Consider the following 25,401-nt stretch of genomic DNA (forward strand, 5'->3'; position numbering starts at 1 on the left):
AAGTAGAAATTATTTATTCCGTTTGTTTATAAATTGTTTAAATATAAGATGCAGCAGTTTAGCTTTGGAAAATAAGGGAAGAAGCATACTAACTTGCCTGTGTATATTTAGAAAAGGAGGGATAAAGATGTCGTTAGCTCATTTTGATGATATTTCAGAAATTTGCTATGCATGTGAAAAACAGCCTCTTGGGAAAAGACAAAAACGCATTGGCGTATGGACGGAAAAAGAAATGAGAAAGCCTGTTGAAGAGAGAGTAGAAAATCAGAAGGTGGTCGCACTTTCTCGTTAATGTAAAAAAGCCTTTAGCTCATCTAAAGGCTTTTTTACGTATTGGCGTTTGGACATGTGTGAAGGATTATAGAAGCAATCGTTATAAATCTTCTAGTCTTTGAACTTTTTTGCCTTCTATTTTATGCTGTTCCATCGTTTCTTTTAACTCTTTGTTCGCCGTTGTCATCGTTGTTTCATTTGTTACGCCCATAAATGACCAGCCGTGAGATTCAAGCCAGTACTTGAATTCCCGCAAAAACTCTTCCTGCGTTCCTCCCGTATGATAAAAAGCTCCTTGAATTGTAATAGCCGGTTTCTCCGTGTTATACGTCACATACATTTTATTTGCACACATCCAAATAGACCTCCTTTATTAATAAACAAACGTAAATTGACAAAGAAGCGCTGAACCATTCCTCAATAGTTACACTATTTCTCTATTTAACTGCTGTTTTCCTTTTTATCTCTGCGATTAATCATAATTAAATCAAGTTTTTTACAGAAAGAGGAATGTAAGTAAACAGATAAAAAGCTCGTTTCGCAATGAAATCGTCATATTTCTACATATTCTTTAAGGGTCATGTAAAAGTTGTAACATAATGAATGGCACTGTAAGAAACTTAATCCAATTAGAACAAATGTTACTGTTTTTTTTAATGAAAAGGCGAATCTATGTGCTAAGGTAATAACAGGTTCAAATTTTAGGAGGTAGTTTTTGTGAGTAAAAAACGTGTAAAAAAATGGGCAGTTGCTTCTGCAGCGTCTGTAGCATTTCTAGCAAGTCAAGGAACAGCATCAGCAGCAGCTTCGCACAAAGTCGTAAAAGGAGATACCTTGTGGGGGCTTGGCCAACAAAATGGGGTTACGGTAGATGAGCTGAAAGGTGCTAATAACCGCCAAAACGACATGATTTACGTTGGAGAAACATTAACGATTCCTGACCAGGGACAAGCACAACCTGCCGCTAGTCCGGCAACATCTGTACATACAGTAGCACAAGGCGAAACGTTATATCATATTGCAACACAAAACGGCATGACTGTGGATCAGTTAAAAGCTGTTAACGGTTTACAAAGTGATATCATTACCATCGGACAAACATTAAAACTTCAAGGAGAAGCACCGGCGCCGGCACAAACTGCTCCGTCTACATCGGTTTCTGCACAAGATCAAGATTTACTAGCTAGATTAGTAGAGGCAGAAGCAAAAGGTGAGCCGTACCAAGGAAAAGTAGCGGTAGCAATTGTGGTATTAAACCGTGTAGCTTCACCGGAATTCCCAAATAACATTCACGACGTTATTTATCAGCAGCTAGGAAACGGCGTATATCAATTTTCACCAGTAGCAAACGGAGCTATTAATCAGCCTGCATCAGAAGAATCAAAACGAGCGGTAAGCGAAGCATTATCAAACCCGCATGAAAACGATGCGCTGTTTTTCTATAATCCGAAAATCGCTGAAAGCCAATGGGTTGCAACGCAGCAAGTAACGGCAGTTATTGGAAACCATGTATTTGCAAAATAAGTAGATTTCTCTCAAATATAAACATATATTTCATATATATGTAATGTTAATGCAAAGAGTCTGCTACAGAAGTATCTTGGTTAAAGTAAAATCCAAACTATTAATATTAATAGTTTGGATTTTTAAGTCTAATTGAACCTTAAAATACCTTAACAGATCCATCTGTTAAGGTATTTTTTTGCTTAAATTTTGAGAAAACCATTGATTATTTAGAGAATAATGATATGATAAAGAAAGTCAATTGATAATGATAATCATTTACATATGATGAAGGAGGAGATAACTAGACTTATAGAGGGAAGAAAGGAGTAAGGAAAGTTGAAGTTTTATCAGTTAATTCTTGTGTTTGCTGTACTATCGATTTTGTCTCTTTTTGTAGGAGTACAAGATCTGTCAGCGATGGATCTGTTTCATTTAACAAAAGAAGAAAGCCAAACGCTGTTTTTTAGTCGTTTTCCTAGGCTTTTGAGTATTATTATGGCGGGAATGAGCCTTAGTATTTGCGGATTAATTATGCAGCAAATTACGCGAAATAAGTTTGTATCTCCAACAACGGCAGGAACGATGGACTGGGCAAGGCTTGGTGTGTTGATTTCTCTACTAGTATTTGCTTCAGCAAGTCCTCTATTAAAAATGAGCATTGCTTTCATTTTCTCACTGGCGGGCAATCTATTGTTTATGAGAATACTAGACAGAATTAAATTTAACGATACGATTTATATTCCACTAGTCGGTTTAATGCTCGGTAGTATCGTAAGTTCCTTAGCTACCTTTATTGCCTATAAATACGATTTGATTCAAAACCTTTCTTCATGGCTGCAAGGCGACTTTTCGCTAGTAGTCAAGGGGAGATATGAACTTTTATACCTTAGTATACCGCTCTTAATAATTGCTTATCTTTACGCAGATAAGTTCACAGTTGCTGGTATGGGAGAAAGCTTTTCAATCAATTTAGGCGTGAAATACAAACAAATCGTAAACATTGGATTAGTCATTGTTTCGCTTATTACTTCGATTACGATTTTGACCGTTGGCATGCTGCCTTTCTTAGGATTAATCATCCCAAATATCGTATCGATTTACCGTGGAGATCATTTGCGCAAAAGCCTGCCTCATACAGCGCTTCTTGGAGCTGTGTTCGTACTTGCGTGCGATATTTTAGGCAGAGTCATTATTTTCCCATATGAAATCTCTATTGGGTTAATGGTAGGTGTAATAGGAAGTGCGATCTTTCTTTTTATGCTGATAAGGAGAGGTCGTTATGCATAACAAACATAAAATTATCATTCTCGCCGCGCTGGCCATTTTATCAGTGGCGCTGTTTATCAGCTATGATTTAGGCTACTGGCAGTACACGCTGCCGCGAAGAATTGAAAAAGTCGCTGCGATTGTTTTAACTGGAGGAGCCATTGCGTTTTCATCCGTTATCTTTCAAACGATTACCAATAATCGAATTCTAACTCCTAGTATTCTAGGACTAGATTCACTGTATTTATTTCTGCAAACGTTTATTGTGTACATCTTTGGCTCAACGAATATTATCATCATGAACAAAAATCTTAATTTTCTTCTTTGCGTTTCGCTGATGATTATCTTTTCGGTCTTGCTTTACATACTGATGTTCAAAAAAGCCGGTAAGAATATTTTCTTTATTTTACTGGTTGGAATTGTGTTCGGCACGTTATTTAAAAGCATGTCTTCATTTATGGAAATGCTGATTGATCCCAATGAATTTCAAGTTGTACAAGATAAATCATTTGCAAGCTTTAACAATGTTAATACCGATTTGCTATACATAGCAGCCGTCATATTTATCCTGCTTGGCATTTACGTGTGGCGCTTTACATCCATTTTTGATGTACTGTCGCTAGGAAGAGAACATGCGGTAAATTTAGGGATTGATTATGACGGGCTCGTCAAAAAAATGCTGATTGTGATTGCCATTTTTGTCTCAGTGGCTACAGCGTTAGTTGGACCGATCACCTTTCTTGGACTGCTTGTTGTGAACCTTGCGAGAGAGCTGTTCAAAACGTACAAGCACACCTATTTAATGATGGGATCACTGCTGCTTAGTGTTATAGCCCTCGTCGGAGGAGAGTTTATCGTTGAAAAAGTGTTCACCTTCAGCACCACGCTGAGCGTCATCATTGACTTTGCCGGCGGAATTTACTTTATTTATTTGCTGCTAAAGGAGAATAAATCATGGTAGAAGTAACAAATGTCAGTAAAACATACGGAGAAAAAACCGTTTTAGAAAAAACATCCGTCGTGATTCCAAAAAGGAAAATCACGTCATTTATCGGCCCGAACGGAGCGGGGAAAAGTACGCTGCTTTCAATTATGAGCCGTCTCATTAAAGCCGACTCAGGATCAATATCAATAGAAGGAAAAAATATAGAGAATATTGACAGCTCAGATTTAGCCAAAAAAATGAGTATTTTAAAACAGTCCAATCAGCTCAATATCAGGCTTAGCGTACGTGAACTCGTAAATTTTGGCCGGTTCCCTTATTCAAAAGGCCGGTTAACAAAAAGCGATGAACAAGCGGTTGATCAGGCGCTGAGTTACATGAAGCTTGAAAGTATTCAGGATAAATACTTGGATGAACTGAGCGGGGGACAGTGTCAGCGAGCTTTTATCGCTATGGTCATCGCACAGGACACGGAGTATATCTTCTTAGATGAACCGCTCAATAACTTAGATATGAAGCATTCTGTTGAAATTATGAAGCTGTTGAAACGTCTCGTAGAAGACTTAGGCAAAACCATTGTGATTGTCATTCATGATATTAATTTTGCGTCTGTCTATTCGGATTACATCGTGGCGCTTAAAAACGGTGAAGTGATCCGTGAAGGCCCAACAGAAGCCATCATTCAAACGTCTGTATTAAAGGATATATACGATATGGATATTCCAATCGAAACGGTTGGCGGACAGCGTATTTGCGTGTATTTTTCATAAAATTTATTCATGAGGTGACGAAAGTGAAAAAAGTGTTATTAATGTTTGTAGCAGTCTTAACTGCAATTGTTGTAGCTGCTTGCGGTAATCAAGGAGCAAAAGAAACAACAGGTGGAGAAAGTAAGCAAAAAGAGACGGTAACAGTAACCGATCAGTTCAATAAAGACGGAATTAAAATTAAGAAAAACCCTAAAAAAGTTGTAGTATTCAGCATGGGTGCACTTGATACACTAGATAAACTAGGGGTTGAAGTAGCGGGCTTACCAAAACAAGCGATTCCTGAGTATTTATCAAAATATCAAGATGATAAGTACGCAAATGTAGGTGGCTTAAAAGAGCCTGATTTTGAAAAAATTGCAGAATTAAAGCCAGATTTAATTATTATTCAAGGGCGCCAAGCCGATTCATTTGATGAATTCTCAAAAATTGCGCCGACGATTTATATCGATACAGACAACCAGCACTATATGAAGTCATTTAAAGAAAACACAAAAGTACTAGGACAAATTTTTGATAAAGAAGATCAAGCGAAAAAAGAGCTAGCAGCGATTGATAAGCAAATTGCAGATTTGAAAAAACAAGCGGACAAACTAGATAAAAAAGCGCTTGTAATGATGGCAAATGATAGCAAAATGACAGCGTTTGGTCCGGGTTCTAAATACGGATTAATCCACGACGTATTCGGTATCAAAGCAGCAGACGACAGCCTAGATCCATCGGCTAAGCACGGTCAAAGCATTGCATATGAGTATTTAGTTAAGCAAAACCCGGACTACTTATTCGTAGTTGACCGCGGCGCCGCAATTGGTGAAAAATCATCCGCTAAACAAATTGTTGAAAATGAGTACGTAAAAGAAGTCAATGCAGTAAAAAACAATCACGTTGTATATCTTGATCCAGGCCTTTGGTATTTATCTGGAGGAGGCCTTGAGTCAATGGCAGGCATGATTAAAGAAATCAAAGCAGGGATAGAGAAGTAATAGCGAAAAGAGAGACTGGAACAAAGGTATTTTAATTGAAAGTAGATCCGAATGATTAATCAAATCATTCGGATTTTTTTATTGTTGTGGAGAGAAAATAGGTTTCATATCTGTAGCTGCTTCTAGCTGTTGATTGGAGGGAAAGGCGAAGACTCCTGCCGCCCGCGGAAAGCGAAGTCTTGTACGGGAATTAACAGAGGCGTAATCCATATTAGATCATTTATCCAATTGGTTCGTCTATAGATTGAAGTGATTAGTTATGTCTCAATCTCATTTTTTAGTGAACATTTTTCTATCTGGCAGTGGTTGTGACTATAAAACGTTATAAACTGAACGAATACTAAAGAGCAAAGTGCAGGTATTTCCTTTTCTTTAGGTGTCTTTCTACTTAATTAAATTAAGTTTATTAATAGGTATTTTTATCCATTTTCGTTCTAGACGAAAAAAGGTACAAGTTTAGTGATTAATTGAATAGGAAAAGGGAACGGAAAAAAGAGGAAAAAATCTCTAAAAGGAATTTATTATATTAAAGGAGGAGTTAACATGTTTCGTCATCAAAAAGAACTGCAATTTGAAGTCAAAGTAGATCGCCCCGATCCGATGCTTGCTCGCCAGATTCAAGAAGTACTAGGTGGACAATTCGGTGAAATGACGGTGATGATGCAATACCTCTTTCAAGGATTTAACTGTCGAGGAGAAGAAAAATATAAAGATATGCTGATGGATATAGGTACAGAAGAAATTGGACACGTAGAGATGCTTTGTTCACTTATTAGTCAATTACTTGATGGAGCCTCTTCAGAAGATCAAGCAGAAGCTGCGAAAGATCCTGCAACAGCAGCTATCATGGGAGGAATTAATCCTCAGCATTTATTAGTGAGCGGGCTTGGTGGTTTGCCTACTAATTCAAATGGAGTTCCATGGAACGGTTCATATATCGTAGCAAGCGGCAATTTATTAGCAGACATGCGTTCGAACTTGCATGCAGAAAGCCAAGGCAGACTTCAAGTAGCTAGGTTATACCATATGACAAAAGATGAAGGTGTACGCGCGACATTCCGAAAAATGCTAGCGCGTGATCGCTATCACCAGTATCAGTGGATGGAAGCGATAAACGAACTAGAAGAAAAAAATGGAGTAGTTGTTCCTGCATCTTTCCCTCCTGAGGCTGAAAAAGAATCACAGCCACAAGCTTATGAGTTTTGGAACCTTTCAGAAGGCGCTGAATCAGAAGAGGGACCCTGGGCTACTGGAAGTGCCCCAGACGGAAGCGGTGAATATGTATATATCAAAGATCCTGTAGCAAAAGGACAAGTTCCCAATCCGGAAATTCCTGATACTTCGTTGCATCATGATTTAACTCGTAAAAAAGTTTTCTCTAAATAAAAGAAAGAAAGACCCTCGATATGTTCGAGAGGTCTTTTTTTGCTTATAACAAAGGGTGTTATCTACGTGTTTCAATTAAGTTATCTTTTAATATCTAGAATAAAACAGCCGCATATGGAAACAGTAGGTATGTGCATATGTTAGAAAGATGTCACCAAGGAATATGTTAGGAAGAAAAGCAACAGGTACTGTAAGTGAAAAATCCTATAGCGGACAAAAATCTACATAAGTTAGTTCAAAAACAAGCAATGTCAATAAAAGGAGTGTTTGATATGTATTATTACAAAGAAGGATTAATCAATGGCATTAAACCGGGTAAGCCCGATCCTGCGGCCGCGAAGGTACTGCAAGAAGCCTTAGGCGGGCAGTTTGGTGAAATGCGGACGATGATGCAATATTTCTTTCAAAGCTCTAACTTCAGAGGAAAAGAAACGCAGTATCGCGATTTAATGAAAGGTGTTTTTTTAGAAGAAATTGCTCACGTAGAACTCGTTCAAAATACTATTAATGCATTGTTAGATGAATCTGGCGGAGCCGGGGTAGGAAGTCAAGGTTCAGATCAGGCTCCTCTTGATGAAGCCGTAAAACATGCTAATCCTCATCACTATATCATGGGCGCTCAAAGCTCACTGCCAGTAGATGCGGGCGGAAATCCATGGAACGGCTCGTGGGTTTATAATCACGGAAATCTAGTGGCTGATTTACTGAATAACGTTGTATTAGAATCAACCGGTGTTTTACAAAAAACAAGAATATACGAAATGAGTTCTAACCAAACGTTAAGAGAAACGCTAGGTTTCTTAATTGTTCGAGATAATGCTCATCAAAATGCGTTTGCAAAAGCTCTTGAAACATTAGGCGTGGACTGGGGAAAACTATTCCCTGTACCAAATTATGATATTAACAAATACCCTGAATGCAGAAAATTTGTCGAGATGGGGTATCATAACACGCAATTTGATTTTAGGTTAGATCCGCACCGAATGGGAGAAATATTCCAAGGGCAGACGCCAAGCAGAAATGGCGGAGACTTGAGCGTAACACCTCCACCGGAAGCTTTTCCAGTCCCTCATTTATCCGAAATGCCAAATGAGCATGCTCCAGGTTTAGGAGATATGAACGCATAAAAGTATGTGAATCGACTTTAATTAAACAAAGCTAAAATAAAAAACATTGACTGGGAGCTAGTAGTCAATGTTTTTTTATTTGCTTTAGCGAAATTCTTTCATTTGTCTAGCGCAAAGCACATCTCGCCATTCCTGTAAGCGCATGATAAAGGGCTTTTTTACATCTGTTTGTGAATTTATTTGTTTTTTACAAGAAGAAAAGGGAATACTTTCTTTAATCGCTTGTGATAGAAAGCTAATAAGGGGTATGCTGCTATGAGTAACCAAAAAGATGAATTTTTATTTAAACGAGAGCTCTATCGCTTAGTACAAGAATACAAACGCTGTAAAGTTGAAGAAATTAGACGGGCAATTAAAAAGGATATTCTTCTTTTGAAGAAGGTTATAAATAACTAAAATAGATAAACACCGGCAAAAAAGCTCATGTTAGTTAATAAATGAGCTTTTTTTGCTGCTTTAAACTTGTTCAAACGAATTAGTATGTCTATAAATAGTCTCAGGAAGATTATGGACCATGTTAAACAGAGCTAACGCAGTTGTTTCTGGTTCCTCATAACGATAAATGATATCGTTTTCAATGTCGCAGATTTGAAAACTGTTTAATTGTTTTGAATAACTTAGTGTAAACCTATTGGCAAGAGTATAAGTAATGTCGCTATCTCTATAATTTACTAAATTTGCTATCATGTGCTTAATTTCAGTTAGGTTCATCCACCAAGTCACCCTTTCATGTTATTGAAGTTATCATACCATGTACAGGTAGTTTGAATGCTTTTTTTTACAATTTGTAACAACAATTTTCAAAATGAAACATAAAGGTAATAAAAAGTTAAAACGAGCAGCTTAACGCAAGCTGAACATTTCCTATGAGGGGGTAGGTTTTTCTTTGCAGTAGGTCAACTCCAACTTTTTATCTGCGATTTCTTTTAGCCCAATACGAATCATACTGAATACTAAAATCCATAATATAACCGTTAAAATTGTATGTCCAGCGGGCAAAATACCTAGTATAGGTGAGTCCCAAAGAGCGTGCATAAAAACGACAAGCAAAAATACACCGAGAAATTTTGGTTTTATCAACATGCTCCACTGAAATTTCTTATCTCCTTGGACGATGCAGACGGCAGCTCCAGTCAAGGCAGCCCAAGCTACATGTCCTCCAGGAGCAAAAATACTGCGCCAAAGTATTGTAGAATAAAGCATGTGAAAGCTGCCGGAAAGAAGTGCCCGTAAAGCATAGCCAGCGGTTTCAAAAGCAGCAAAACCAGCTCCTATTGCAGCTCCCAAGAGGAGTCCGTTAAGGATATATCTATATTTAAGATTGCGCACAAAATAAATAACCGCGATAACTTTAGCCAGTTCCTCGCATATTCCAATCACGATCACGTTTGTGTTATTTCCAAGAATATCATAAAACACAAGTGCTAATAAAAGTGAGAGGATTCCGCCAATAAAAACGACATAAACAATTTTGTAAATAGCAATATTCTGCGGAGCGTTCATTTCCCAAAAGAAAATGAGCGTAGTAAATGGCACTGCAAAAGCACCGACTACAATAAGACCGGGTATGAAGTTGATGTTTTCGAACAAGCTTACGCCTAGATATAGCCCTAAGTATGCGATAAGCGCAATAAGAAAGACCCTTGCAAAAAGCCAAGGCTTTGGCCATGTGTTTACAACTTCTTCTATTTTAGGAGTCGTAAGTCCTGTTCCTACAATAAAAAGCCGTTCAGCTTCCATTTCACTGTGCTGTCGGAAGACTCGAGAGAATATATTTCGAAATTTAGGTTCAACCGAACGTTCATTTCTTGGTATTTTATCAACACGATGGGCAAACAAGTAGAATATGCTGTAGTTTTCATCACGGTCCACGATTTCATGGCCGCAATTTAAGCAGAATTTTACCCCTTCCGGATTAGAATAAGCGCAATGGGGGCATTTCATTTATCTTCCTCCTTTTTCTAGATACAAATCGTTTGACGCTTGTCTTATGACATCTTCTACATATATTATGTGAACTGATGAAAAAAGCATAAGAGGGGTTGATAGGTAATTTGCTTAAATAATGGAATGGTATGTATATAAAAGACAGAAGCTATTGCTAAAAGAGACCTCATGAAACCAAAAAAAGGCTGCGTCATAAGCCGAACATTCGACTTACAGCACAACCTTTTATATGATTAAAAATGTGGATTTAAGCCTGTTTTCTTTACAATGCTTCTACGCAATAAAAAAGCTTCCTGAAATAAAAACGATGACACCAATGACCATCATTAATATTTCGCGGTCTTTTTTTCCTGTTTTTTTATTAGCAGGAAGCAGCGATTTTGAAAGAGGCTTGGCAAAAATTATGACAAGCATGCAAACAGCAGCAAAGATGCCAAGCGCCACCTGAAAATTACCTTCAATAAAGACGCATGCCATTAAAAGTACAAGACTTATTTTTAGAAAAATTTTTGATAGGTTCACTATCAACACTCCTTTAGAACACTTAATACGAAAGACTTAGTGATTTTTTTATGTGCCTGTTGTTTTCTACGGCTTGAAGGAGAAAATGAGCGACGTCAGAACGGCTGATGTTGCGTCCGTTTTCTGGTACGCTAGCTTCTCCTATACGATAATACGTAGTTAATGGACCGCTCGTTAACCCCATTGGCCGAGCAACAGTCCAGTCGAGCCCGCTTACCTTCAAGAGCTTCACGGCTTCGTAATGATCGCGAAGCACATTTTTTAAAATACGCTGAGCAAGCCAGCCCGTCATGCCTGGAATTTCTCCGTCGATTCCGGCAGAAGCCGTGTAGGCGATACGCTGAATTCCGTTTTCGTTCATACATTGAATCAGCAGATTTGTCGTTTCTACTAAAAGGGTAGAATGCCCTAGATTTTCGGTCCCAAGACAAGAAATTACTGCATCACACCCTCGCATGGCCTGACACACTTCATAATAATCAAGCACGTCGCCTTGTATGATGTGTACGTTCGCATGCGTTATCTTAAGCTTAGATGGATTTCTCACAAATGCTTTTACATAATGTCCGTTTTTAATCGCTTGCTTTATTAATTCCTGTCCGGTCCTGCCGCTTGCGCCAATCAAAAAAATGTTCATACGATCAACCCTTTCGTTTCAATGTAGGTAGTAAAAACGAAATTTTCTTTTACCATAACACATTTTTCTCGATTTAGCTTGTCAAAACATAAAAGCTGCTTACGAGATTCATCAAAGTAAGAGGTATCCTCCGTTCTTTTTTAAAACTTATGTCATAGACTGTCTAGAAAACAAAGAAATGTACGAACGGTTTATAAAGGTGTTTAATGCTATAGAAGCGAAAGGGTATTATAGGAATAAGGGACGAACAGAAGGGGCGATGCACTATGAAAAAATCGGTAAGCCGAGCACGTGTTATCATAGTACTAATAGGTTTTCCGCTCATCTTTCTCATTATGGCACTTGTGACGGGTGAGTGGCGATATATGACTTGGACCATTCCGCCGGCACTGATGTCATGTTGGACGGCACTCTTTGTATTAAGGAAGCAAGAAGAAAGATAACAGGAAATTTGAACTATTGCATCGAATTTATAGAAAAAGTATAAAATGATAGAAAGCTATAGTAAGAAAATTTAATGAAGGACGGTGTGAAGATGAACGGACAACAGTTATTGTATGGGTTGCTTACGTCTAAAGGCGATATCCTAAGAGCTGCTTATGTGTTATGTGACCACCGCATTTATACGGAAATGTCAGCACAGTATCAGCAAACGGAGCATACGGATTTTCAAGCGTCATTGGTAGAAGAAATGAAATTGCTTGAAAAACAGCCTGAAGTAGACATGCATCTGCATATTTTGCTTGAAATGGCGAAGTTTTTTGAACTTCCTGTTTCCCATGCTACAACAAATGGCGAGCTGTACGAGTTAAGTGATAACATTGGAAATTTGCTTGTATCTAAATACAATGAGCTGTTTTCAATTGCACGCTGTCATACGCTAGAAGACGTAATGCGCCATCAAATCCGACTGTTCTTTCATCTAATTGATTCGCAATACATGATTGCTACAAATCGTCAGCAAGCTGTGTTTCAGCAGCAGCTGATGAATTGGATTGAACAGCTGCCCCCCATGTATCAGGAAAGAATGATTGATGCATTAGGAGAATATCAGCAGGAAGCGCTTGTGAAACTGCTGCAAAAAAAAGGGACAATCGAGCTATACAAACAGCTTCCTCCGCACGCATACCCTGCTGTTTCAGGCCTTATGGCAACCGTAATGAGTATCTTTATTCCCGTTAATTACCCGCCAGCACTGCTATTTAGTATGAATGCGCCGCTGTTTTTAATGGCGAGCTTTGAAAGTCATGAAATTATTGCAAAACGCAAAGAAGCTGGAACTTTTTTACCGCTGTTATTAGTAGTTGTTCAGCTGATGTGGACGTACAAGCTTGAGCATCAGGATGAGCTGTTGAATTATCAGTCTCTGCTGATCAAGTGGTCATCTGTACACACAGGGTATCAAGATTACATGAAAAAGAAAGAGCAGTCACTGTTTGACCGTGAACGGTTAGACAGCTTTATTTATAAAACAGAGCAGTATGTTAAGCAGCTCCGCGCTACGGAGAAAAAGACGGTGAAACAAATTGAAACGCTCAAAACAGCCATCCGCCATCAGCTTGATGAAATGGAGCTCACATCGTTAAACGGAGGGCTTGTGCTTCAAAAAATGATTGAAGAGCATGAATCATTAAAACAAGATGTAGAAGAACTGCAGCGCAAGCTTTCGATTAAAGGTGACTTCTTCTCTAAAGTAAGGCTGACATTCCGTTCTGCAGAACGGGCCGTCAAAAGCAAAGTGAAAGAGGTAGAGCGTAAAAAAGTGCTTATGCAAATGACGGACTTTATTTTAGCAAATCGCTTGCCCGTATGCGTGGATATTCAAAATGAAATTTATGATTATCAAGACGAGCTGACGACGACTATTTTTCAAATTAATCAGCAGGTCGAGCTGCTTGAAGAAACAAAACAAAGCCGCCAGCTAGCCGATGCAAAAGTACGCCGCTATGATCAAGAAATAAAGCGATTAGAACGGAACTACTATGGCTTAAAAGAAGGAACCGTTGAAGAAATGGCACAGTGAAACTGGGACAAACATATTTTATCCGAACGAGTTTGGTTCTCCATCAAGAATCAAACTCGTTCGGATTTTTTCATGGTAGTCATGAACATAGGTTTTATGTATGTAATTGCTTCTAGCTGTTGATAGGAGAGCAAGGCGAAGATTCCTGCCGGAAAAGCGGAAGCAACGAGGAGGCTCACCGGCCGCACGCGGAAAGCAAAGCCCTGCAAGGAAATCAACAGCCGTGTCAAGATGGATCCATACGAACTCATTCACCTCATTTGTCTGTCTTTAGATTGGCGTAATTTAGTTATGTCTCAATCTTATTCTCTGTCTGTAGGAGCGGACAGCTGATCTTTATACTCATCTACATAGAGCATGCCGTTTGTTGACACAACTGCATACAGCACTTGGTTCAACTGAAGCTGACGATTTGAAAGCTCAAGGTTGATCCACTGTTCGGTATATTGAGATGTTAAATTTTTATGAATAATTTCTCCGTCCATGATGAGTTCTACCGGTAAATTCATTTCTTTAAACGGCTTAGACAAAACGTCCTGTTTGGCAATGTTTTGATAAGCAGTTTTCTTTAATACCGACAGTTTGCCGCTTACTTCTAAAACAGCAAATTCTACTTCAGCAATGTTGAATGTTCCTAGTTCTCGTAAATGCTGATTCAAGTCGTCAATAGAATATTTGACTTTTTTCATATTTGCTTCAAGAAGCTTTCCTTTTTCCATAATAACCGTCGGGCGACCTGAAATCCATTTTCGCAAGCGTCTGCTTTTTAGAGCTGTTGATGCTAAAAGAAAATGAATGGCCACAAGAAAAGCAAAAGAAGCGAACATCGGCAGAAATTTTAATTTTAAATCAAATCCCATATTTGCAATGAACGACCCAATAATGATGGACATCGCAAATGTAAAATGATTATTATGCGTGTTAATTTGTTTTCCAATCAGGAAAGTTGTAATGCTTAAGATAATAAAAGAAACAAAGGTTCTAAGAAGGGACATGAGAATGTCTTCCATAGGTTGTGATGTCACCTGCTTTCTCATAAATAGAAAGAGTATCTATCTCTATAGCGTTATCCATTTAAAGGATCGTTATACAAGAAAAAACATCAAGAAGAAGGGCGGATAATGCGTTCACTTTCGGCTGCTTAAAAAGGGGCGGAAAGGCTGTAGGTAAGGGATCAAAGCAAACAAAAAGAATGTGCAAATTCCTTTGAATTTTTTTGGAGGATTTGTTACAATAAAGGTGCTTATTTTTGTTCGGTAAGGATAGTTCGAAGTGTTCGTCTTGACTTATTGTAAGAGCAGGAATAGAGTAATACACAATGTGTGGATTGTCACACAAGGAGGAAAAGAGATATGTTACAAGGTAAAGTAAAATGGTTCAACGCTGAAAAAGGTTTCGGTTTCATCGAAGTAGAAGGACAAGACGATGTATTCGTTCATTTCTCTGCTATCCAAGGCGAAGGTTTCAAAACTTTAGAAGAAGGTCAAGAAGTTACATTTGAGATCGTTGAAGGCAACCGTGGACCACAAGCTGCTAACGTTCAAAAGTAATTTTTTTTATAAAGTTTAAGCCGATCAGCAGAACGTTTCTCTGGTCGTTCGTTAAACTAAACTGGGAGAAGGCCCCTTTTATAAAAGGGGTCTTTTCTTGTTCGCTTTTTACACCTTGTTGACGATTTCTTTGATTTTGTAGAAGTATTCAATTATGAAAAAAACTAGTCACGCAGTATAAAAAAAGCGTATAATGAAATGATGAAAATAGGAATTGTAGAGCAGAAAGGATTTTAAAACGTATGAGCAACCAACTTCAAGAAACGATGGTCGATTCACGTCGTACATTCGCCATTATTTCTCACCCGGATGCCGGGAAAACAACGTTAACAGAAAAAATGCTGTTACTGGGCGGAATGATTCGTTCAGCCGGAACGGTTAAAGGAAAAAAATCAGGCAAGTTTGCTACATCTGACTGGATGGAAATCGAAAAACAACGTGGAATTTCGGTTACATCAAGTGTTATGCAGTTTGAGTATAAAGATCACTTTATTAACATCTTGGATACACCAGGACATGAAGACTTCAGTGAGGATACGTATCGTACCTTAACGGCTGTAGACAGTGCGGTCATGGTTATTGACGGAACAAAAGGGATTGAAGCACAAACGCTTAAACTTTTTAAAGTTTGCCGTATGCGCGGTATTCCCATCCTAACGTTTATCAATAAATTAGACCGTGAAGGAAAAGAGCCGCTTGAGCTGCTTGAAGAAATTGAAGATGTACTCGGTATTGAATCATACCCTGTAACGTGGCCAATTGGCATGGGGAAACGATTCCAAGGAACGTATGACCGTTTTTCAAAACAAATTGAAGTATACCAAGGAAATAAAGAGTCCTATTTTGCAGACTTTGACGGTGAAAATATCGACGATGAAATTAAAAAACACGTCGATGAAATGTATTTACCAGGCTTAGTGGATGATTTATCTCTATTAGACGAAGCAGGTAATGATTTTTCAATTGAAAAAGTAAAGCAAGGCCTATTAACACCTGTTTTCTTCGGAAGTGCGATTGCAAACTTTGGTGTACAGTCTTTCTTTAATTCATTTTTACAATTAACATCACCGCCGCAGCCTCGTGAATCAACGAATGGCACCGTTCAGCCTACGGATGAAAACTTCTCAGGTTTCATCTTCAAAATTCAAGCGAATATGAACCCAGCTCACCGCGACCGCATTGCGTTCGTACGCGTATGTTCAGGGAAATTCGAGCGTGGAATGAACGTGACGTTAGCAAGAACGAACCGTAAAATGAAGCTTGCGCAGTCTCATCAGTTCTTGGCATCAAGCCGTGAAACAGTAGACACAGCGTATCCAGGGGATATCATTGGCTTGTATGATTCAGGCACGTATCAAATTGGCGATACCATTGTAGGAGAGGGAAAAGTATTCGAATTTGATGCTCTTCCAAAGTTCCCGCCTGAACTGTTTGTAAAAGTTCGTGCGAAAAATGCAATGAAATCCAAGCACTTTGAAAAAGGGATTAATCAGCTTGTACAAGAAGGAGCCGTACAGCTTTACCGTACGCCGTTCTTTGGAGATTATATTTTAGGAGCAGTCGGTGAACTTCAGTTCCAAGTGTTTGAACACCGTATGAAAGGTGAGTACAATGTCGATCTTGAATTCACCCGCATGTCTCATAACATTGCAAAATGGGTAGACAAATCAACAATTGAAGATCGCATGCTAGATTCTCGCGTGATGCTAGTAGAAGATCGTGATAAGCATTCCGTTCTTATGTTTGAAAACGATTTTGTATGGCGTTTGTTCCAGGACAAATATCCATCTGTTAAATTCCTAGATCCGTTTAATCTATAAAAGAGTATAAAAAAAGGAAAACGATACATACTACTTTCATAAGTAGACAGTCGATTTTCCTCCTTTGCTTAAGAGTCAGTATTTACTGGCTCTTTTTTTAGTGAGCCACTGATTTTAAATTTAAAAGAATGACTCCTGCAATGATTAATACGATGCCAAATACCATCGTGAGACTGCCGCTTTCTTTCCAAATGACTACGCCAATCACAGCTGTCACAGCAGTTCCTACGCCAGACCAAATGGCATACGCAACGCTGAGTGGAATGTGCTGAAGCGATGTGGAAAGCGCATAGAAAGCAAGACCAAACCCTAATAAAACACCAAGGCTAGGCCAAAATTTTGTAAATCCGTTTGATGCTTTTAACATAGATGTACCAAATAACTCTGAACTAATTGCAATGGCTAAAAATAAATAGGCTTTCATCGAAAACCCTCCTCTGTTAATTTCCGAAGTTGTTGTTGAATCTGTTTTTGCATGTCTGGATCCACGGGTGCGAGCCCAAACATTTGACTGAACCATAATCCGTCAGCTGCTAAGCGCACAATGGTAGCAAGGACTGGATCAATGGCGTCTTGTTCAATGTGCTGCTGCCACTTTTCGTATTGCTTTTGAAAGTGCTGCAGGAGTTCAGGATTGGTTGCAATACCTGCAAGTAATCCCGCGCTCATCACTTGTTCACGCTGCAAATCATGAAGCGTCTCAGAGAGATAAGCCCGGCTCCATTTGCCAGGAGAATCGTCATGTTCAACTTGTACGTTTAGTCCGTCATCATATTTCTTTGTGACTGAATACAGCATTTGCTTAATCAATTCATCTTTTGAAGAGAAGTGATACAACAAACCGCCTTTACTGACGCCGGCTTCTTTTGCTACTTTTTCAAGCGTTAACTTTCCAACACCGTCGCGCTGTACAACCTGCGTAGCTGCAAGCAATATATCATCAAATGTAGACACGTGAATTTCCTCCTTATTGATTTTCCCTAGAATACTTTACCGTCTGGACGGTTTGTTTGGCAATACTTTTATTTCGAATTTCAAAAAAAATTTTTGTGCACACTAAAATATAAAGTATAAAAACAAAAATAAACGAGTAAACAAAGGGTTAATACCTTTACTATATGAAGAAAAAGAAAAAATAAAGCCTGGGTATATGAAAGAAAGGTGTGAAGAAACAGATGAGGGATGTGTATCAAAGTTTTCAAGAACTATCACAGTGTGAACGAGCGGGAATTGATTACGAAATAGAATGTGTCATTCGCCGGAGAGAAATTGTCGTGCTTGCTATTCACGGAGGAACGATGGAAATTGGGACAGAAGAAGTAGCAGAAAAAATAGCAGAAAAGCTGAACGCAACGGTGTACGTATTTAAAACGCTGAAAACAGAAAATCCGTTTGAATTGCATGTTACGTCTGCAAACTACGATGAAGAAATGGCGCGTCATCTTGTTAAAAAATCAGCGGTCACAATTTCTCTTCACGGTGCCTACAGCGACGTCTGCACGACTTATATCGGAGGAAGAGACGAAGAGTTAGAAAAAGCGGTGCGTCATGCACTCTCAGGTTTTCCGATCAGTGAAACGCCCGTACATTTAAAAGGCGTTTCACCTCGAAATATCGCAAACGGCAATCAGCGGCATAAAGGACTGCAGCTTGAAATAACCACTCCGCAGTATGAACAATTATTGAAGGATAATCAGCTGTTTAACGAGTATGTGAATGCGGTAGTATCGGCTGTGAACTCAGTGATGTAAAGATAAATTCAACAGCTTCCTGTATATTGGCTGCAATAAAGGCTGCTTGTACGTCAGCCCATTTTTCCCGTGCATGTAACGTGTCGTGCCCAGCTCCTGTTAACACTAAAATACATTGTGCTCCTGCTGCACGAGCCGCTACGAGGTCTTTCCACCGGTCGCCAATCACGATGCAGTTAGCCAAATTTAAGCTGTGCTCCTCGGCTGCTTTTAACAGCATGCCCGTCCTTGGTTTGCGGCACGAACAATTGTCCGAATCTTCATGAGGACAAAGGTAAACATCATCAAATCCAAAAGCTAAAAGCTCAGAGATAAAGTCTGATTTCTTTACCTTTCCTTTTGCAATATCGGGCTGATTCGTAAAGGAAAACAACGGAATGTTTTGTTTCTTTATGTCTATAATCGCTTGTTTTGCTTGGGGGAATAGCTGAAAATCACCTGGATATTGTATTTCATTACTGCCGCCAATTGTTCCGTCTCGGTCTAAAAATATTGCTTCAATCATATTAATCACCTCTTTTTCTATCATAATATAAAACAGGATTAATTTGGTAAAAAAATTGTTTTTTGAAAAAAATCAAAGAAATATGACTGTCTTTTTACTTCTCATCATATGGATAAGTTAAATAGAAGTGGTGAGGAGGGGAAGACAAGTGAACGAAGAATCGTTTTATTCACCATTTATAAGCGAAGACGGAAAGAAAAAAACAATTGGAGAAATTGAGTTTTCAGATGTGCAGCGCATGATGGAAAAACATTTAGAAGAAGGCTATCAGCTTGAGTTCAAGCGCGAAGTAAGCTCAACGGTCAAACGGAAAATCCCAAATATCATCGCTTCGTTTGCCAATGAAAAAGGAGGGTGGCTTATTTTTGGCGTAGATGAAGACGACCATTCCATTAACCTGCTCGAGCGCAAGGAATATGAGCTGTTTATTAATAATATGCTTAAAGATGTCACCAATCCCATTCCTCGTATCGTTACGCGTTTTTTATCACCTGAAGATCACCCCAGGCAAGGTGTTTTTGTCATTTGGATCCCCGAAGGTCCGAACCCTCCGTACATGTCTTACGGGAAAATTTACAGAAGAATTGGAAGCGGCACATCTCCGGTTACGGAAATCGATGATCGCTATCATTTAGATCGACTCTATCAAAAATCCGAGGATCAAACGCAGCGAATAGAGGAATTTTGCACAAAAGAACTGTCTATCTATAACAGAAAATGGCCGATGCATGGGAAAAGCTATATTCATTACGGGATGTGTAATATGTACGTGCTGCCACTATATGATTTGCATTTAGTTGAACAAATGGACGAAGAACGGTTAAAACAATATATTTTAAGCAAGTCTAGCGAGCCAAAACACTATCGTTTGGACGACGAGAGTACGGTGATGCTGCATACACCGTTTGTTAAAGCCTCTTATTCAGCGGAATCCATCATTTTTCGAAGCACAGATGTGATTGATGCGTATGATAAAACAATTGCGTGGGAGCAGTTTTATAACGGATCAGCTAAGTTTCATATTCCTATTCCGTACATGGAAGAATCAAAACAAATTCATGACGTATTAAAGTCAAGTATTTCAAGCTACATCGATGAGACGATTTTTGAGCAGTTTCAATATATAAACGGACCCTTTTTTCTCACATCTTTAATCAGCTGCATCGGCGGATACATTGATTGTATGATGGAATTAAAAGCAGAGCTGGAAGATATGATTATTGTGATTGACTTAGAGAACGTTCGAAACGATGTGCTTTACTTTCCGCATGAGCAATTTCAAACATTTTTAGAAGAAGAAGGGCTCGTCTTTTCAGATAAAAAGCAATACCGATTTAATCGATCATTTAAAACGACAAAATTGGGAGGTAATCTGGAGCTTCTTGCCTACGTTGATTATATCGTGACAGCGTTTGGCCTTTCAAAAAACCAGTCCATTGACTTTCTTAAACACTCATTAAATCAAGGATAAAATATACAACTTTTTGACAATAACTAAAAAAATGACAAAAGTGAAAAAAAGTATGATAATATCTTTCGTAAGTAATGAGCAAGTAAAGAAGAGAAAGGGGACTCTTTTTCACGGATGCCGTTGCTAGGTAGGGTTAAACATAAGGGGAGAAAAGGCAATGAAAAAAGCGACATCCATACTTCTAATTGTCCTAGCACTGGCTGGGTTAGGAGGAGTATGCGCTGCTTATTACCATTTGGAGCAGCAAAAGCAAACGGAAGAAATGACGTATGAACAGAAGTACATAACCGTAAGAAATGCATGAAAAAACCAGCCGATCGGCTGGTTTTTTTGGGTTTCAAGTCATAGTAAGTAAAATAAAGATTTTGCTTGTTCAGTTTTTTTAAATAACTCCAATGATGTATAGACGCAAAATAGAAAGCCAACGCTTGAAAAAACAAAAAACAAGCGGAGAAAAGGGCGTTTTTTTTGAATGCGAAAGTACGTAAAAACAACGAGTGAACATACAAGCAGTACGCTCATAGCAGCAAATCGAATCGCGAGGTCTGCTAAATCATCAACCGTACGCTGAAACAATTTTAGCGTTTCATCGTTCAAATCAGTCTCAGGAATGTTTGTTTTGCCTTGCTGATTTAACACCCCTACATCCCATTTTTCTCGACTATAATCATGAGAAACCGTGTAGTAAAACGGACCAAGCTTTTTTTCATCTGCACCTTCGTCAGCAAGTGCTGAAGCTGGATGCATGAATGCTAGAACAAAAAATAAAAAGCTCCACTTTCTCATTACCAAAGCCTCTTTCTAACTCAGACTATCTCCCATTATAAACCAAAAATTTTTATGTTTCCATCATCCCTCTTTCCTATTTCCATTTCTATATATAAAGTGAAAGGGGGAATAAAAGATGGCAGAAAAAATTCAGCATTCAAGCCAGCTTCGCTTAGTATTAGAACAAGGAATAAAAGAGGATGGAAAACCCGATTTAAAGACAAAATCCTATATGAACATTCAGCCTGGAAGTTCTGCAGATGCACTCATTACAGCAAGTGAAACCATTGCCAGCCTGCAGTCACTGCCGCTTGTTGAAATCAACGAAGTTGTCACGTTTTCACTTTTAAAATAAGAAAAGAGGTAGAGTATGAAAACTTTAACGATGCAGTTTTTGAATGAGTCACAAAAAGCAGTAAGCCTATCGATTGAATCACCAAAAGATACGTTAAACGCGGCAGCCATTACAGCAGCAATGAATGCGCTGATCGCAAGCGATGTCTTTACTTCAAGCGGCGGAGCGCTCGTTGCCAGAAAAGGCGCTCAAATCGTCGAGCGAAATGTAACCGAATTTACGATTTAAAAATGAGAGTCCTTCCACTTCGGTGCGAAGGGCTTTTTTAAAAGGAGAGAGGAAGATGACAGAGTGGTTTACGCTTGTCTCAGACGTTGGTTTTCCCGTTGTGGTGACGCTTTATTTACTTCACCGAATCGAAGCCAAGCTCGATACAGTTGTGCTATCCATTCAGCATTTAACCGATGAAGTAAAAAAGTGATTATGACAATTGTAAGGCAGTTGTCAGGGAAAAGTTGACGGATTTGACACCTCACACTACAATTGGTAGTGTGAGGTGTCAAATATGAAAATTGAAAAATTCAAATTTAACGAAACCGGCCTTAATCGCTTTTTTGGCCCGCTTGAAGCAAAAATTATGACGGCTTTATGGAACGGAAGTGAAATGTCCATTAAAGATGTGCAGCACGTGCTTGAGAAAGAAAAAGCAGTTAACTTCAACACCGTTATGACCGTTATGAATCGATTGGTGGAAAAAGGCGTGTTGCAAAAGCGTTTAAAAGGACGTACGTCGATGTATCAGCCGATTCTTTCTAAAGAGGAATTTATCGACGCTCAGTCGAAAGAGTTAACGCACGAATTGATCGACGAATTTGGCTCGCTTGCTGTTACTCATATGCTTGATGCGTTAGAAGAAGTCGATGATTCACTGTTAAGCATGCTCGAATCAAAAGTCAAACAGTTAAAAAAGGATGAATAATCAATGAATCAAGGAATACTAAAGCGTTCTAAGCTTATTTTTAACCTGTGCTTTTTTATTGCCGTGACGTTGCTTATGCAAATGGGCATGTATGTGCTGCATTTGCTGTTTGGATGGAATTTATCATTTAACTTAATTTTACTTTGTAACAAAGTAGCCCACTTTTTCGGCTTGTTTTTTATTGAATACATGCTGAATGCGGTTATTTTTCATACGATGTTTGTACTGTTCATTAAAGCTGTAAAGCAAGTGATTCAAATGCGGAAAGTCCGTAAAATGATTACGAAGCTGCGAAATGAAACAACAACGGCTCACCTGCAAAAAGCGTACGGAAAGAATTTAACAGTTTTAACAACAGATCAGCCCATTGCATTAACAATGGGGTTGTTCACACCGCACATCGTTCTGTCTACAGGGTTGCTCTCGGTGCTTGATGAAAATGAACTAGAAGCTGTTATTTACCACGAGCAGTCACACGTTGCAAACAAAGATCCGCTCAAAACATTTTTACTAAGCACGCTTGCTTCTGCATTATGGTATATTCCGTTTATTAAATGGAGCCATAAACGTTTCAAAGTCATGCGTGAAGTGCTGGCTGATCAAGATGCCATTGTGAAAAATGGCACGTCTGCTCACATCGGCAGCGCCCTTTTGAAAATGGTTAAAACGGGACAAACAAGTCTTTCGTGTGCGCACGTATCGTTTGCTGATACGTCGGTTAATTATCGCATTCAATATATTTTAAATCCGGAAACGAAAATGCCGATGCAGCCTCCTGTTATTTTAACGCTGACGTCGCTATACGTGTTTTTTATTTTGTGTGCGCTAATTTTTACAGCTCTAACAGCTTTGTAAGTTTGTAAGAGAGAAAGAAAAGAAGGAAAAGAAGGAGATGAGATTGTGTCAAAAGCAAAGAAAAAGAAAAAAGTAACGCCCAATCAGCAAACGTCCTCGAGCAAGTGGATTTTTTGGGTGATTGGAATTATTGCGGTCTGCATTTTAGGGTTAATCGTCCTTTCTAATATGTCAAAGGGCGGAGGAGATGAAAGGGCCGCTCTTACATATGATAATCAGCCGTATCTTGGAAAAGAGTCAGCTCCGGTAGAAGTAGTAGAGTTTGGAGATTACAAATGCCCGGCTTGTAAAAACTTCACGGAATCCTTTTTCCCGCTGATTCAAAAAGATTATGTAGATACGGGCAAAGTCAAATTCTACTTTATGAACTATGCGTTTATCAACAATGACTCATCTCGTGCAGCAGAGTTTGCCGAGACGGTATATAAAGAGCTTGGAAACGATACATTTTGGAAATTCCATGAACTTCTTTATAAAAAGCAAAACGCAGCGGACGAAAAGAAAGATGTCTTAACGGAATCTTACTTAGAAGATACGCTGAAAGAAGTATCTAGCGATGCCGATGCGAAAAAAGTAGCGAGTGCATTTAAAGACGGAAAAGGAAAAGATGCGTTTGATCAAGATATGAAGACAGCCAATGATTTAGGCATCACAGGTACACCAACCATTTATGTAGGCGGCAAAAAATTCGAAGGAAAAACAATCGATGACTTTGATCAAATGGTCAAAGATGCGGCTAAGGAGAACAAATAATGAACAAGTCTTTGGTTTTCGGGTGGATTACAGCGCTTATCGCGATGCTTGGAAGCTTGACGTTTAGTGAAGTTCTTCACTTTATCCCGTGTGAACTTTGCTGGTATCAGCGAATTTTAATGTATCCGCTCGCGATTGTGCTAGGTATAGCCGTGTATCGGAATGATACGTTCATCTACAAATACGTCCTGCCGTTTTCGGTGATTGGTATGGCGCTTTCAGGCTATCATTATTGCCTGCAGAAGATACCGGCTCTTAAAGCATTTGAAACGTGTACAAGCGGTGTTCCTTGCTCAGGTCAATATATTAACTGGCTTGGGTTTATCACCATTCCTTTTTTAGCGTTTATTGCGTTTACCATTATTACGATTATGATGCTTGTTCTTCGCAAGCAGACGAAAAAAGCTTAACCTCGAGGTTAAGCTTTTTTGTATGGAAATAAAAAAAGTCCCGCTTACAAGAAGCGGGTGCAAATAGGGTACATCTATGAAAAATGATGAAATTGTTTTGACAAGAACAGTATATAAAAGAAAAGTGAAAAAACGGTGAAAAGAGAAAAGCTTTTTTAAAAAATAAGAGGAAAATATGCTTTTCTTATAAAAAAAGCCCCGCTCACAAAAAGCGGGGAATAAATAGGGGTCATTTATGAAAAATGATGAAATTGCTTTGACAAACTTAGTATACAAAAGAAAAGTGAAAAAACGGTGAAAAGATGGAAGCTTTTAGAAAAAATAAAAAAAGACCTGTTTTGGGGAAACAGGTCACTAGAAAGGGAGTAAAACTATGAAAAAATATGCTAATTGGCTTTACACATACTATCTTACCGCCCAATAGTGAAAAAACAGTGAAAAGAAACATCAAACAAAAAAAGACCTGCTCTGGGGAAGCAGGTCTTCACAAAGGAGTAAAACTATGAAAAAAATATGCTAATTGGCTTCGCAAGTACTATCCTATACCTTTATGGTGAAAAAATGATGAAAAGAGAAACGGGATATAAAAAAGACCTGTTTTGGGGAAACAGGTCATTAGAAAGGGAGTAAAACTATGAAAAAATATGCTAATTGGCTTCGCAAGTACTATCCTATACCTTTATGGTGAAAAAATGATGAAAAGAGAAGCGGGATATAAAAAAAGACCTGCTCTGGGGAAGCAGATCTTCAAAAGGAGTAAAACTATGAAAAAAATATGCTAATTGGCTTCGCAAGTACTATCCTATACCTTTATGGTGAAAAAATGATGAAAAGAGAAGCGGGATATAAAAAAAGACCTGCTCT

At 38.7% G+C, this 25,401-nt stretch carries 32 protein-coding genes; 23 read left to right on the plus strand and 9 right to left on the minus strand.

Features of this window, described 5'->3' with window-relative positions; translation table 11 throughout:
* Window positions 1–127 precede the first annotated feature (127 nt).
* The gene (locus LAV82_RS13820) at window positions 128–292 is read left to right on the plus strand and encodes a hypothetical protein (RefSeq protein WP_013057894.1); all 165 of its coding nucleotides are present in this window, start codon (window positions 128–130) and stop codon (window positions 290–292) included.
* 81 nt (window positions 293–373) lie between these two features.
* Here LAV82_RS13820 and LAV82_RS13825 read toward each other — a convergent pair whose 3' ends face one another.
* Complete coding sequence (locus LAV82_RS13825) at window positions 374–628, minus strand: hypothetical protein (protein WP_013057893.1); 255 nt, start codon at window positions 626–628, stop codon at window positions 374–376.
* 362 nt (window positions 629–990) lie between these two features.
* Between LAV82_RS13825 and LAV82_RS13830 the strand changes: the two genes are divergently transcribed.
* The 8 genes from LAV82_RS13830 to LAV82_RS13865 all read left to right on the plus strand — a co-directional run bounded on the left by LAV82_RS13830 (window position 991) and on the right by LAV82_RS13865 (window position 8,647).
* Entirely contained in the window at window positions 991–1,797 is an 807-nt protein-coding gene (locus LAV82_RS13830; protein ID WP_013057892.1) for a cell wall hydrolase, read from the plus strand.
* A 318-nt stretch (window positions 1,798–2,115) separates the two neighbouring features.
* Window positions 2,116–3,066, plus strand: coding sequence for an ABC transporter permease (locus LAV82_RS13835; RefSeq protein ID WP_013057891.1), 951 nt, complete (start codon window positions 2,116–2,118; stop codon window positions 3,064–3,066).
* Window positions 3,059–4,006 carry an iron chelate uptake ABC transporter family permease subunit gene (locus LAV82_RS13840; protein ID WP_057273536.1) on the plus strand — a complete coding sequence of 316 codons (948 nt, stop codon included), beginning with the start codon at window positions 3,059–3,061 and terminating at the stop codon, window positions 4,004–4,006. The genes LAV82_RS13835 and LAV82_RS13840 overlap by 8 nt, the downstream gene beginning before the upstream one ends.
* Window positions 4,000–4,758: an iron ABC transporter ATP-binding protein gene (locus tag LAV82_RS13845; protein WP_499716284.1), complete on the plus strand. Its 759-nt coding sequence runs from the start codon at window positions 4,000–4,002 to the stop codon at window positions 4,756–4,758. Before LAV82_RS13840 ends, LAV82_RS13845 begins: the two co-directional genes overlap by 7 nt.
* 23 nt (window positions 4,759–4,781) lie before the next feature.
* On the plus strand, window positions 4,782–5,738 hold the full coding sequence (locus LAV82_RS13850) for a siderophore ABC transporter substrate-binding protein (RefSeq protein WP_057235103.1): 957 nt from the start codon (window positions 4,782–4,784) through the stop codon (window positions 5,736–5,738).
* 543 nt (window positions 5,739–6,281) lie between these two features.
* Window positions 6,282–7,124 carry a manganese catalase gene (locus tag LAV82_RS13855; protein WP_499716285.1) on the plus strand — a complete coding sequence of 281 codons (843 nt, stop codon included), beginning with the start codon at window positions 6,282–6,284 and terminating at the stop codon, window positions 7,122–7,124.
* A 272-nt stretch (window positions 7,125–7,396) separates the two neighbouring features.
* The gene (locus LAV82_RS13860) at window positions 7,397–8,251 is read left to right on the plus strand and encodes a manganese catalase family protein (protein ID WP_211077833.1); all 855 of its coding nucleotides are present in this window, start codon (window positions 7,397–7,399) and stop codon (window positions 8,249–8,251) included.
* Between the two features lie 255 nt (window positions 8,252–8,506).
* The gene (locus tag LAV82_RS13865) at window positions 8,507–8,647 is read left to right on the plus strand and encodes a hypothetical protein (protein WP_013057884.1); all 141 of its coding nucleotides are present in this window, start codon (window positions 8,507–8,509) and stop codon (window positions 8,645–8,647) included.
* Between the two features lie 468 nt (window positions 8,648–9,115).
* Here LAV82_RS13865 and LAV82_RS13870 read toward each other — a convergent pair whose 3' ends face one another.
* The 3 genes from LAV82_RS13870 to LAV82_RS13880 form a co-directional block, all read right to left on the minus strand.
* On the minus strand, window positions 9,116–10,195 hold the full coding sequence (locus LAV82_RS13870; protein ID WP_013057883.1) for a PrsW family intramembrane metalloprotease: 1,080 nt from the start codon (window positions 10,193–10,195) through the stop codon (window positions 9,116–9,118).
* Between the two features lie 276 nt (window positions 10,196–10,471).
* Window positions 10,472–10,720 (minus strand): hypothetical protein, encoded by a 249-nt coding sequence (locus LAV82_RS13875; RefSeq protein WP_029322842.1) that lies wholly within the window; start codon window positions 10,718–10,720, stop codon window positions 10,472–10,474.
* Between the two features lie 22 nt (window positions 10,721–10,742).
* Window positions 10,743–11,357 carry an NAD(P)-dependent oxidoreductase gene (locus LAV82_RS13880; protein ID WP_013057881.1) on the minus strand — a complete coding sequence of 205 codons (615 nt, stop codon included), beginning with the start codon at window positions 11,355–11,357 and terminating at the stop codon, window positions 10,743–10,745.
* A gap of 266 nt (window positions 11,358–11,623) precedes the next feature.
* On the opposite strand from LAV82_RS13880, the gene LAV82_RS13885 reads away from it, so the two are divergent.
* Both LAV82_RS13885 and LAV82_RS13890 read left to right on the plus strand, forming a co-directional pair.
* A complete protein-coding gene (locus LAV82_RS13885; protein WP_016764823.1) occupies window positions 11,624–11,800 on the plus strand; it encodes a hypothetical protein in 177 nt (58 codons plus the stop codon).
* 92 nt (window positions 11,801–11,892) lie between these two features.
* Entirely contained in the window at window positions 11,893–13,380 is a 1,488-nt protein-coding gene (locus LAV82_RS13890; RefSeq protein ID WP_211077836.1) for a hypothetical protein, read from the plus strand.
* Between the two features lie 302 nt (window positions 13,381–13,682).
* Here LAV82_RS13890 and LAV82_RS13895 read toward each other — a convergent pair whose 3' ends face one another.
* On the minus strand, window positions 13,683–14,405 hold the full coding sequence (locus LAV82_RS13895) for a DUF421 domain-containing protein (RefSeq protein WP_231101754.1): 723 nt from the start codon (window positions 14,403–14,405) through the stop codon (window positions 13,683–13,685).
* Window positions 14,406–14,732: 327 nt separating this feature from the next.
* Between LAV82_RS13895 and cspD the strand changes: the two genes are divergently transcribed.
* On the plus strand, window positions 14,733–14,930 hold the full coding sequence (cspD, locus tag LAV82_RS13900) for a cold-shock protein CspD (RefSeq protein ID WP_013057877.1): 198 nt from the start codon (window positions 14,733–14,735) through the stop codon (window positions 14,928–14,930).
* 242 nt (window positions 14,931–15,172) lie between these two features.
* Window positions 15,173–16,750 carry a peptide chain release factor 3 gene (locus tag LAV82_RS13905; protein ID WP_013057876.1) on the plus strand — a complete coding sequence of 526 codons (1,578 nt, stop codon included), beginning with the start codon at window positions 15,173–15,175 and terminating at the stop codon, window positions 16,748–16,750.
* Between the two features lie 97 nt (window positions 16,751–16,847).
* Here the strand turns inward: LAV82_RS13905 and LAV82_RS13910 are convergent, their stop codons facing one another.
* Window positions 16,848–17,174, minus strand: coding sequence for a DMT family transporter (locus LAV82_RS13910; RefSeq protein ID WP_013057875.1), 327 nt, complete (start codon window positions 17,172–17,174; stop codon window positions 16,848–16,850).
* Window positions 17,171–17,704 carry a TetR/AcrR family transcriptional regulator gene (locus LAV82_RS13915; RefSeq protein WP_013057874.1) on the minus strand — a complete coding sequence of 178 codons (534 nt, stop codon included), beginning with the start codon at window positions 17,702–17,704 and terminating at the stop codon, window positions 17,171–17,173. Before LAV82_RS13915 ends, LAV82_RS13910 begins: the two co-directional genes overlap by 4 nt.
* Before the next feature lie 221 nt (window positions 17,705–17,925).
* On the opposite strand from LAV82_RS13915, the gene LAV82_RS13920 reads away from it, so the two are divergent.
* Complete coding sequence (locus tag LAV82_RS13920; protein ID WP_013057873.1) at window positions 17,926–18,501, plus strand: poly-gamma-glutamate hydrolase family protein; 576 nt, start codon at window positions 17,926–17,928, stop codon at window positions 18,499–18,501.
* On the opposite strand, the gene LAV82_RS13925 is transcribed toward LAV82_RS13920, so the two are convergent.
* Window positions 18,452–19,006, minus strand: a complete 555-nt coding sequence (locus LAV82_RS13925; RefSeq protein WP_035439049.1) for an HAD-IIIA family hydrolase — start codon at window positions 19,004–19,006, stop codon at window positions 18,452–18,454. The two genes, LAV82_RS13920 and LAV82_RS13925, sit on opposite strands and share 50 nt — an antisense overlap.
* 148 nt (window positions 19,007–19,154) lie before the next feature.
* On the opposite strand from LAV82_RS13925, the gene LAV82_RS13930 reads away from it, so the two are divergent.
* Both LAV82_RS13930 and LAV82_RS13935 read left to right on the plus strand, forming a co-directional pair.
* Window positions 19,155–20,477 (plus strand): AlbA family DNA-binding domain-containing protein, encoded by a 1,323-nt coding sequence (locus LAV82_RS13930; protein WP_499716286.1) that lies wholly within the window; start codon window positions 19,155–19,157, stop codon window positions 20,475–20,477.
* Window positions 20,478–20,634: 157 nt separating this feature from the next.
* Window positions 20,635–20,781, plus strand: coding sequence for a hypothetical protein (locus LAV82_RS13935; protein WP_013057870.1), 147 nt, complete (start codon window positions 20,635–20,637; stop codon window positions 20,779–20,781).
* A 38-nt stretch (window positions 20,782–20,819) separates the two neighbouring features.
* Here the strand turns inward: LAV82_RS13935 and LAV82_RS13940 are convergent, their stop codons facing one another.
* The gene (locus LAV82_RS13940; protein ID WP_097812218.1) at window positions 20,820–21,263 is read right to left on the minus strand and encodes a hypothetical protein; all 444 of its coding nucleotides are present in this window, start codon (window positions 21,261–21,263) and stop codon (window positions 20,820–20,822) included.
* Window positions 21,264–21,381: 118 nt separating this feature from the next.
* On the opposite strand from LAV82_RS13940, the gene LAV82_RS13945 reads away from it, so the two are divergent.
* The 7 genes from LAV82_RS13945 (at window position 21,382) to LAV82_RS13975 (ending at window position 24,537) form a co-directional block, all read left to right on the plus strand.
* A complete protein-coding gene (locus LAV82_RS13945; protein ID WP_013057868.1) occupies window positions 21,382–21,600 on the plus strand; it encodes a DUF1659 domain-containing protein in 219 nt (72 codons plus the stop codon).
* A 15-nt stretch (window positions 21,601–21,615) separates the two neighbouring features.
* Entirely contained in the window at window positions 21,616–21,828 is a 213-nt protein-coding gene (locus tag LAV82_RS13950) for a DUF2922 domain-containing protein (protein WP_211077842.1), read from the plus strand.
* A gap of 55 nt (window positions 21,829–21,883) precedes the next feature.
* Complete coding sequence (locus tag LAV82_RS13955; protein WP_013057866.1) at window positions 21,884–22,021, plus strand: YvrJ family protein; 138 nt, start codon at window positions 21,884–21,886, stop codon at window positions 22,019–22,021.
* A gap of 84 nt (window positions 22,022–22,105) precedes the next feature.
* Entirely contained in the window at window positions 22,106–22,519 is a 414-nt protein-coding gene (locus LAV82_RS13960) for a BlaI/MecI/CopY family transcriptional regulator (RefSeq protein WP_013057865.1), read from the plus strand.
* Between the two features lie 3 nt (window positions 22,520–22,522).
* The gene (locus tag LAV82_RS13965) at window positions 22,523–23,374 is read left to right on the plus strand and encodes a M56 family metallopeptidase (protein ID WP_013083927.1); all 852 of its coding nucleotides are present in this window, start codon (window positions 22,523–22,525) and stop codon (window positions 23,372–23,374) included.
* Window positions 23,375–23,419: 45 nt separating this feature from the next.
* On the plus strand, window positions 23,420–24,127 hold the full coding sequence (locus LAV82_RS13970; RefSeq protein WP_013057863.1) for a DsbA family protein: 708 nt from the start codon (window positions 23,420–23,422) through the stop codon (window positions 24,125–24,127).
* Window positions 24,127–24,537 (plus strand): disulfide oxidoreductase, encoded by a 411-nt coding sequence (locus LAV82_RS13975; protein WP_013057862.1) that lies wholly within the window; start codon window positions 24,127–24,129, stop codon window positions 24,535–24,537. Before LAV82_RS13970 ends, LAV82_RS13975 begins: the two co-directional genes overlap by 1 nt.
* Window positions 24,538–25,401 lie beyond the last annotated feature (864 nt).

Origin of the sequence: Bacillus sp. ILBB4, from assembly GCF_035064545.1 — a bacterium.
GTDB lineage: Bacteria > Bacillota > Bacilli > Bacillales > Bacillaceae_H > Priestia.

Coding starts and splice junctions, on each gene's coding strand:
- LAV82_RS13885 (WP_016764823.1), top strand. CDS start 11,624: ATGAAAAAATCGGTAAGCCGAGCACGTGTTATCATAGTACTAATAGGT.
- LAV82_RS13945 (WP_013057868.1), top strand. CDS start 21,382: ATGGCAGAAAAAATTCAGCATTCAAGCCAGCTTCGCTTAGTATTAGAA.
- LAV82_RS13960 (WP_013057865.1), top strand. CDS start 22,106: ATGAAAATTGAAAAATTCAAATTTAACGAAACCGGCCTTAATCGCTTT.
- LAV82_RS13855 (WP_499716285.1), top strand. CDS start 6,282: ATGTTTCGTCATCAAAAAGAACTGCAATTTGAAGTCAAAGTAGATCGC.
- LAV82_RS13865 (WP_013057884.1), top strand. CDS start 8,507: ATGAGTAACCAAAAAGATGAATTTTTATTTAAACGAGAGCTCTATCGC.
- LAV82_RS13905 (WP_013057876.1), top strand. CDS start 15,173: ATGAGCAACCAACTTCAAGAAACGATGGTCGATTCACGTCGTACATTC.
- LAV82_RS13825 (WP_013057893.1), bottom strand. CDS start 628: ATGTGTGCAAATAAAATGTATGTGACGTATAACACGGAGAAACCGGCT.
- LAV82_RS13975 (WP_013057862.1), top strand. CDS start 24,127: ATGAACAAGTCTTTGGTTTTCGGGTGGATTACAGCGCTTATCGCGATG.
- LAV82_RS13925 (WP_035439049.1), bottom strand. CDS start 19,006: ATGATTGAAGCAATATTTTTAGACCGAGACGGAACAATTGGCGGCAGT.
- LAV82_RS13880 (WP_013057881.1), bottom strand. CDS start 11,357: ATGAACATTTTTTTGATTGGCGCAAGCGGCAGGACCGGACAGGAATTA.
- LAV82_RS13890 (WP_211077836.1), top strand. CDS start 11,893: ATGAACGGACAACAGTTATTGTATGGGTTGCTTACGTCTAAAGGCGAT.
- LAV82_RS13940 (WP_097812218.1), bottom strand. CDS start 21,263: ATGAGAAAGTGGAGCTTTTTATTTTTTGTTCTAGCATTCATGCATCCA.
- LAV82_RS13845 (WP_499716284.1), top strand. CDS start 4,000: ATGGTAGAAGTAACAAATGTCAGTAAAACATACGGAGAAAAAACCGTT.
- LAV82_RS13965 (WP_013083927.1), top strand. CDS start 22,523: ATGAATCAAGGAATACTAAAGCGTTCTAAGCTTATTTTTAACCTGTGC.
- LAV82_RS13935 (WP_013057870.1), top strand. CDS start 20,635: ATGAAAAAAGCGACATCCATACTTCTAATTGTCCTAGCACTGGCTGGG.
- LAV82_RS13860 (WP_211077833.1), top strand. CDS start 7,397: ATGTATTATTACAAAGAAGGATTAATCAATGGCATTAAACCGGGTAAG.
- LAV82_RS13950 (WP_211077842.1), top strand. CDS start 21,616: ATGAAAACTTTAACGATGCAGTTTTTGAATGAGTCACAAAAAGCAGTA.
- LAV82_RS13820 (WP_013057894.1), top strand. CDS start 128: ATGTCGTTAGCTCATTTTGATGATATTTCAGAAATTTGCTATGCATGT.
- LAV82_RS13910 (WP_013057875.1), bottom strand. CDS start 17,174: ATGAAAGCCTATTTATTTTTAGCCATTGCAATTAGTTCAGAGTTATTT.
- LAV82_RS13870 (WP_013057883.1), bottom strand. CDS start 10,195: ATGAAATGCCCCCATTGCGCTTATTCTAATCCGGAAGGGGTAAAATTC.
- LAV82_RS13955 (WP_013057866.1), top strand. CDS start 21,884: ATGACAGAGTGGTTTACGCTTGTCTCAGACGTTGGTTTTCCCGTTGTG.
- LAV82_RS13840 (WP_057273536.1), top strand. CDS start 3,059: ATGCATAACAAACATAAAATTATCATTCTCGCCGCGCTGGCCATTTTA.
- LAV82_RS13920 (WP_013057873.1), top strand. CDS start 17,926: ATGAGGGATGTGTATCAAAGTTTTCAAGAACTATCACAGTGTGAACGA.
- cspD (WP_013057877.1), top strand. CDS start 14,733: ATGTTACAAGGTAAAGTAAAATGGTTCAACGCTGAAAAAGGTTTCGGT.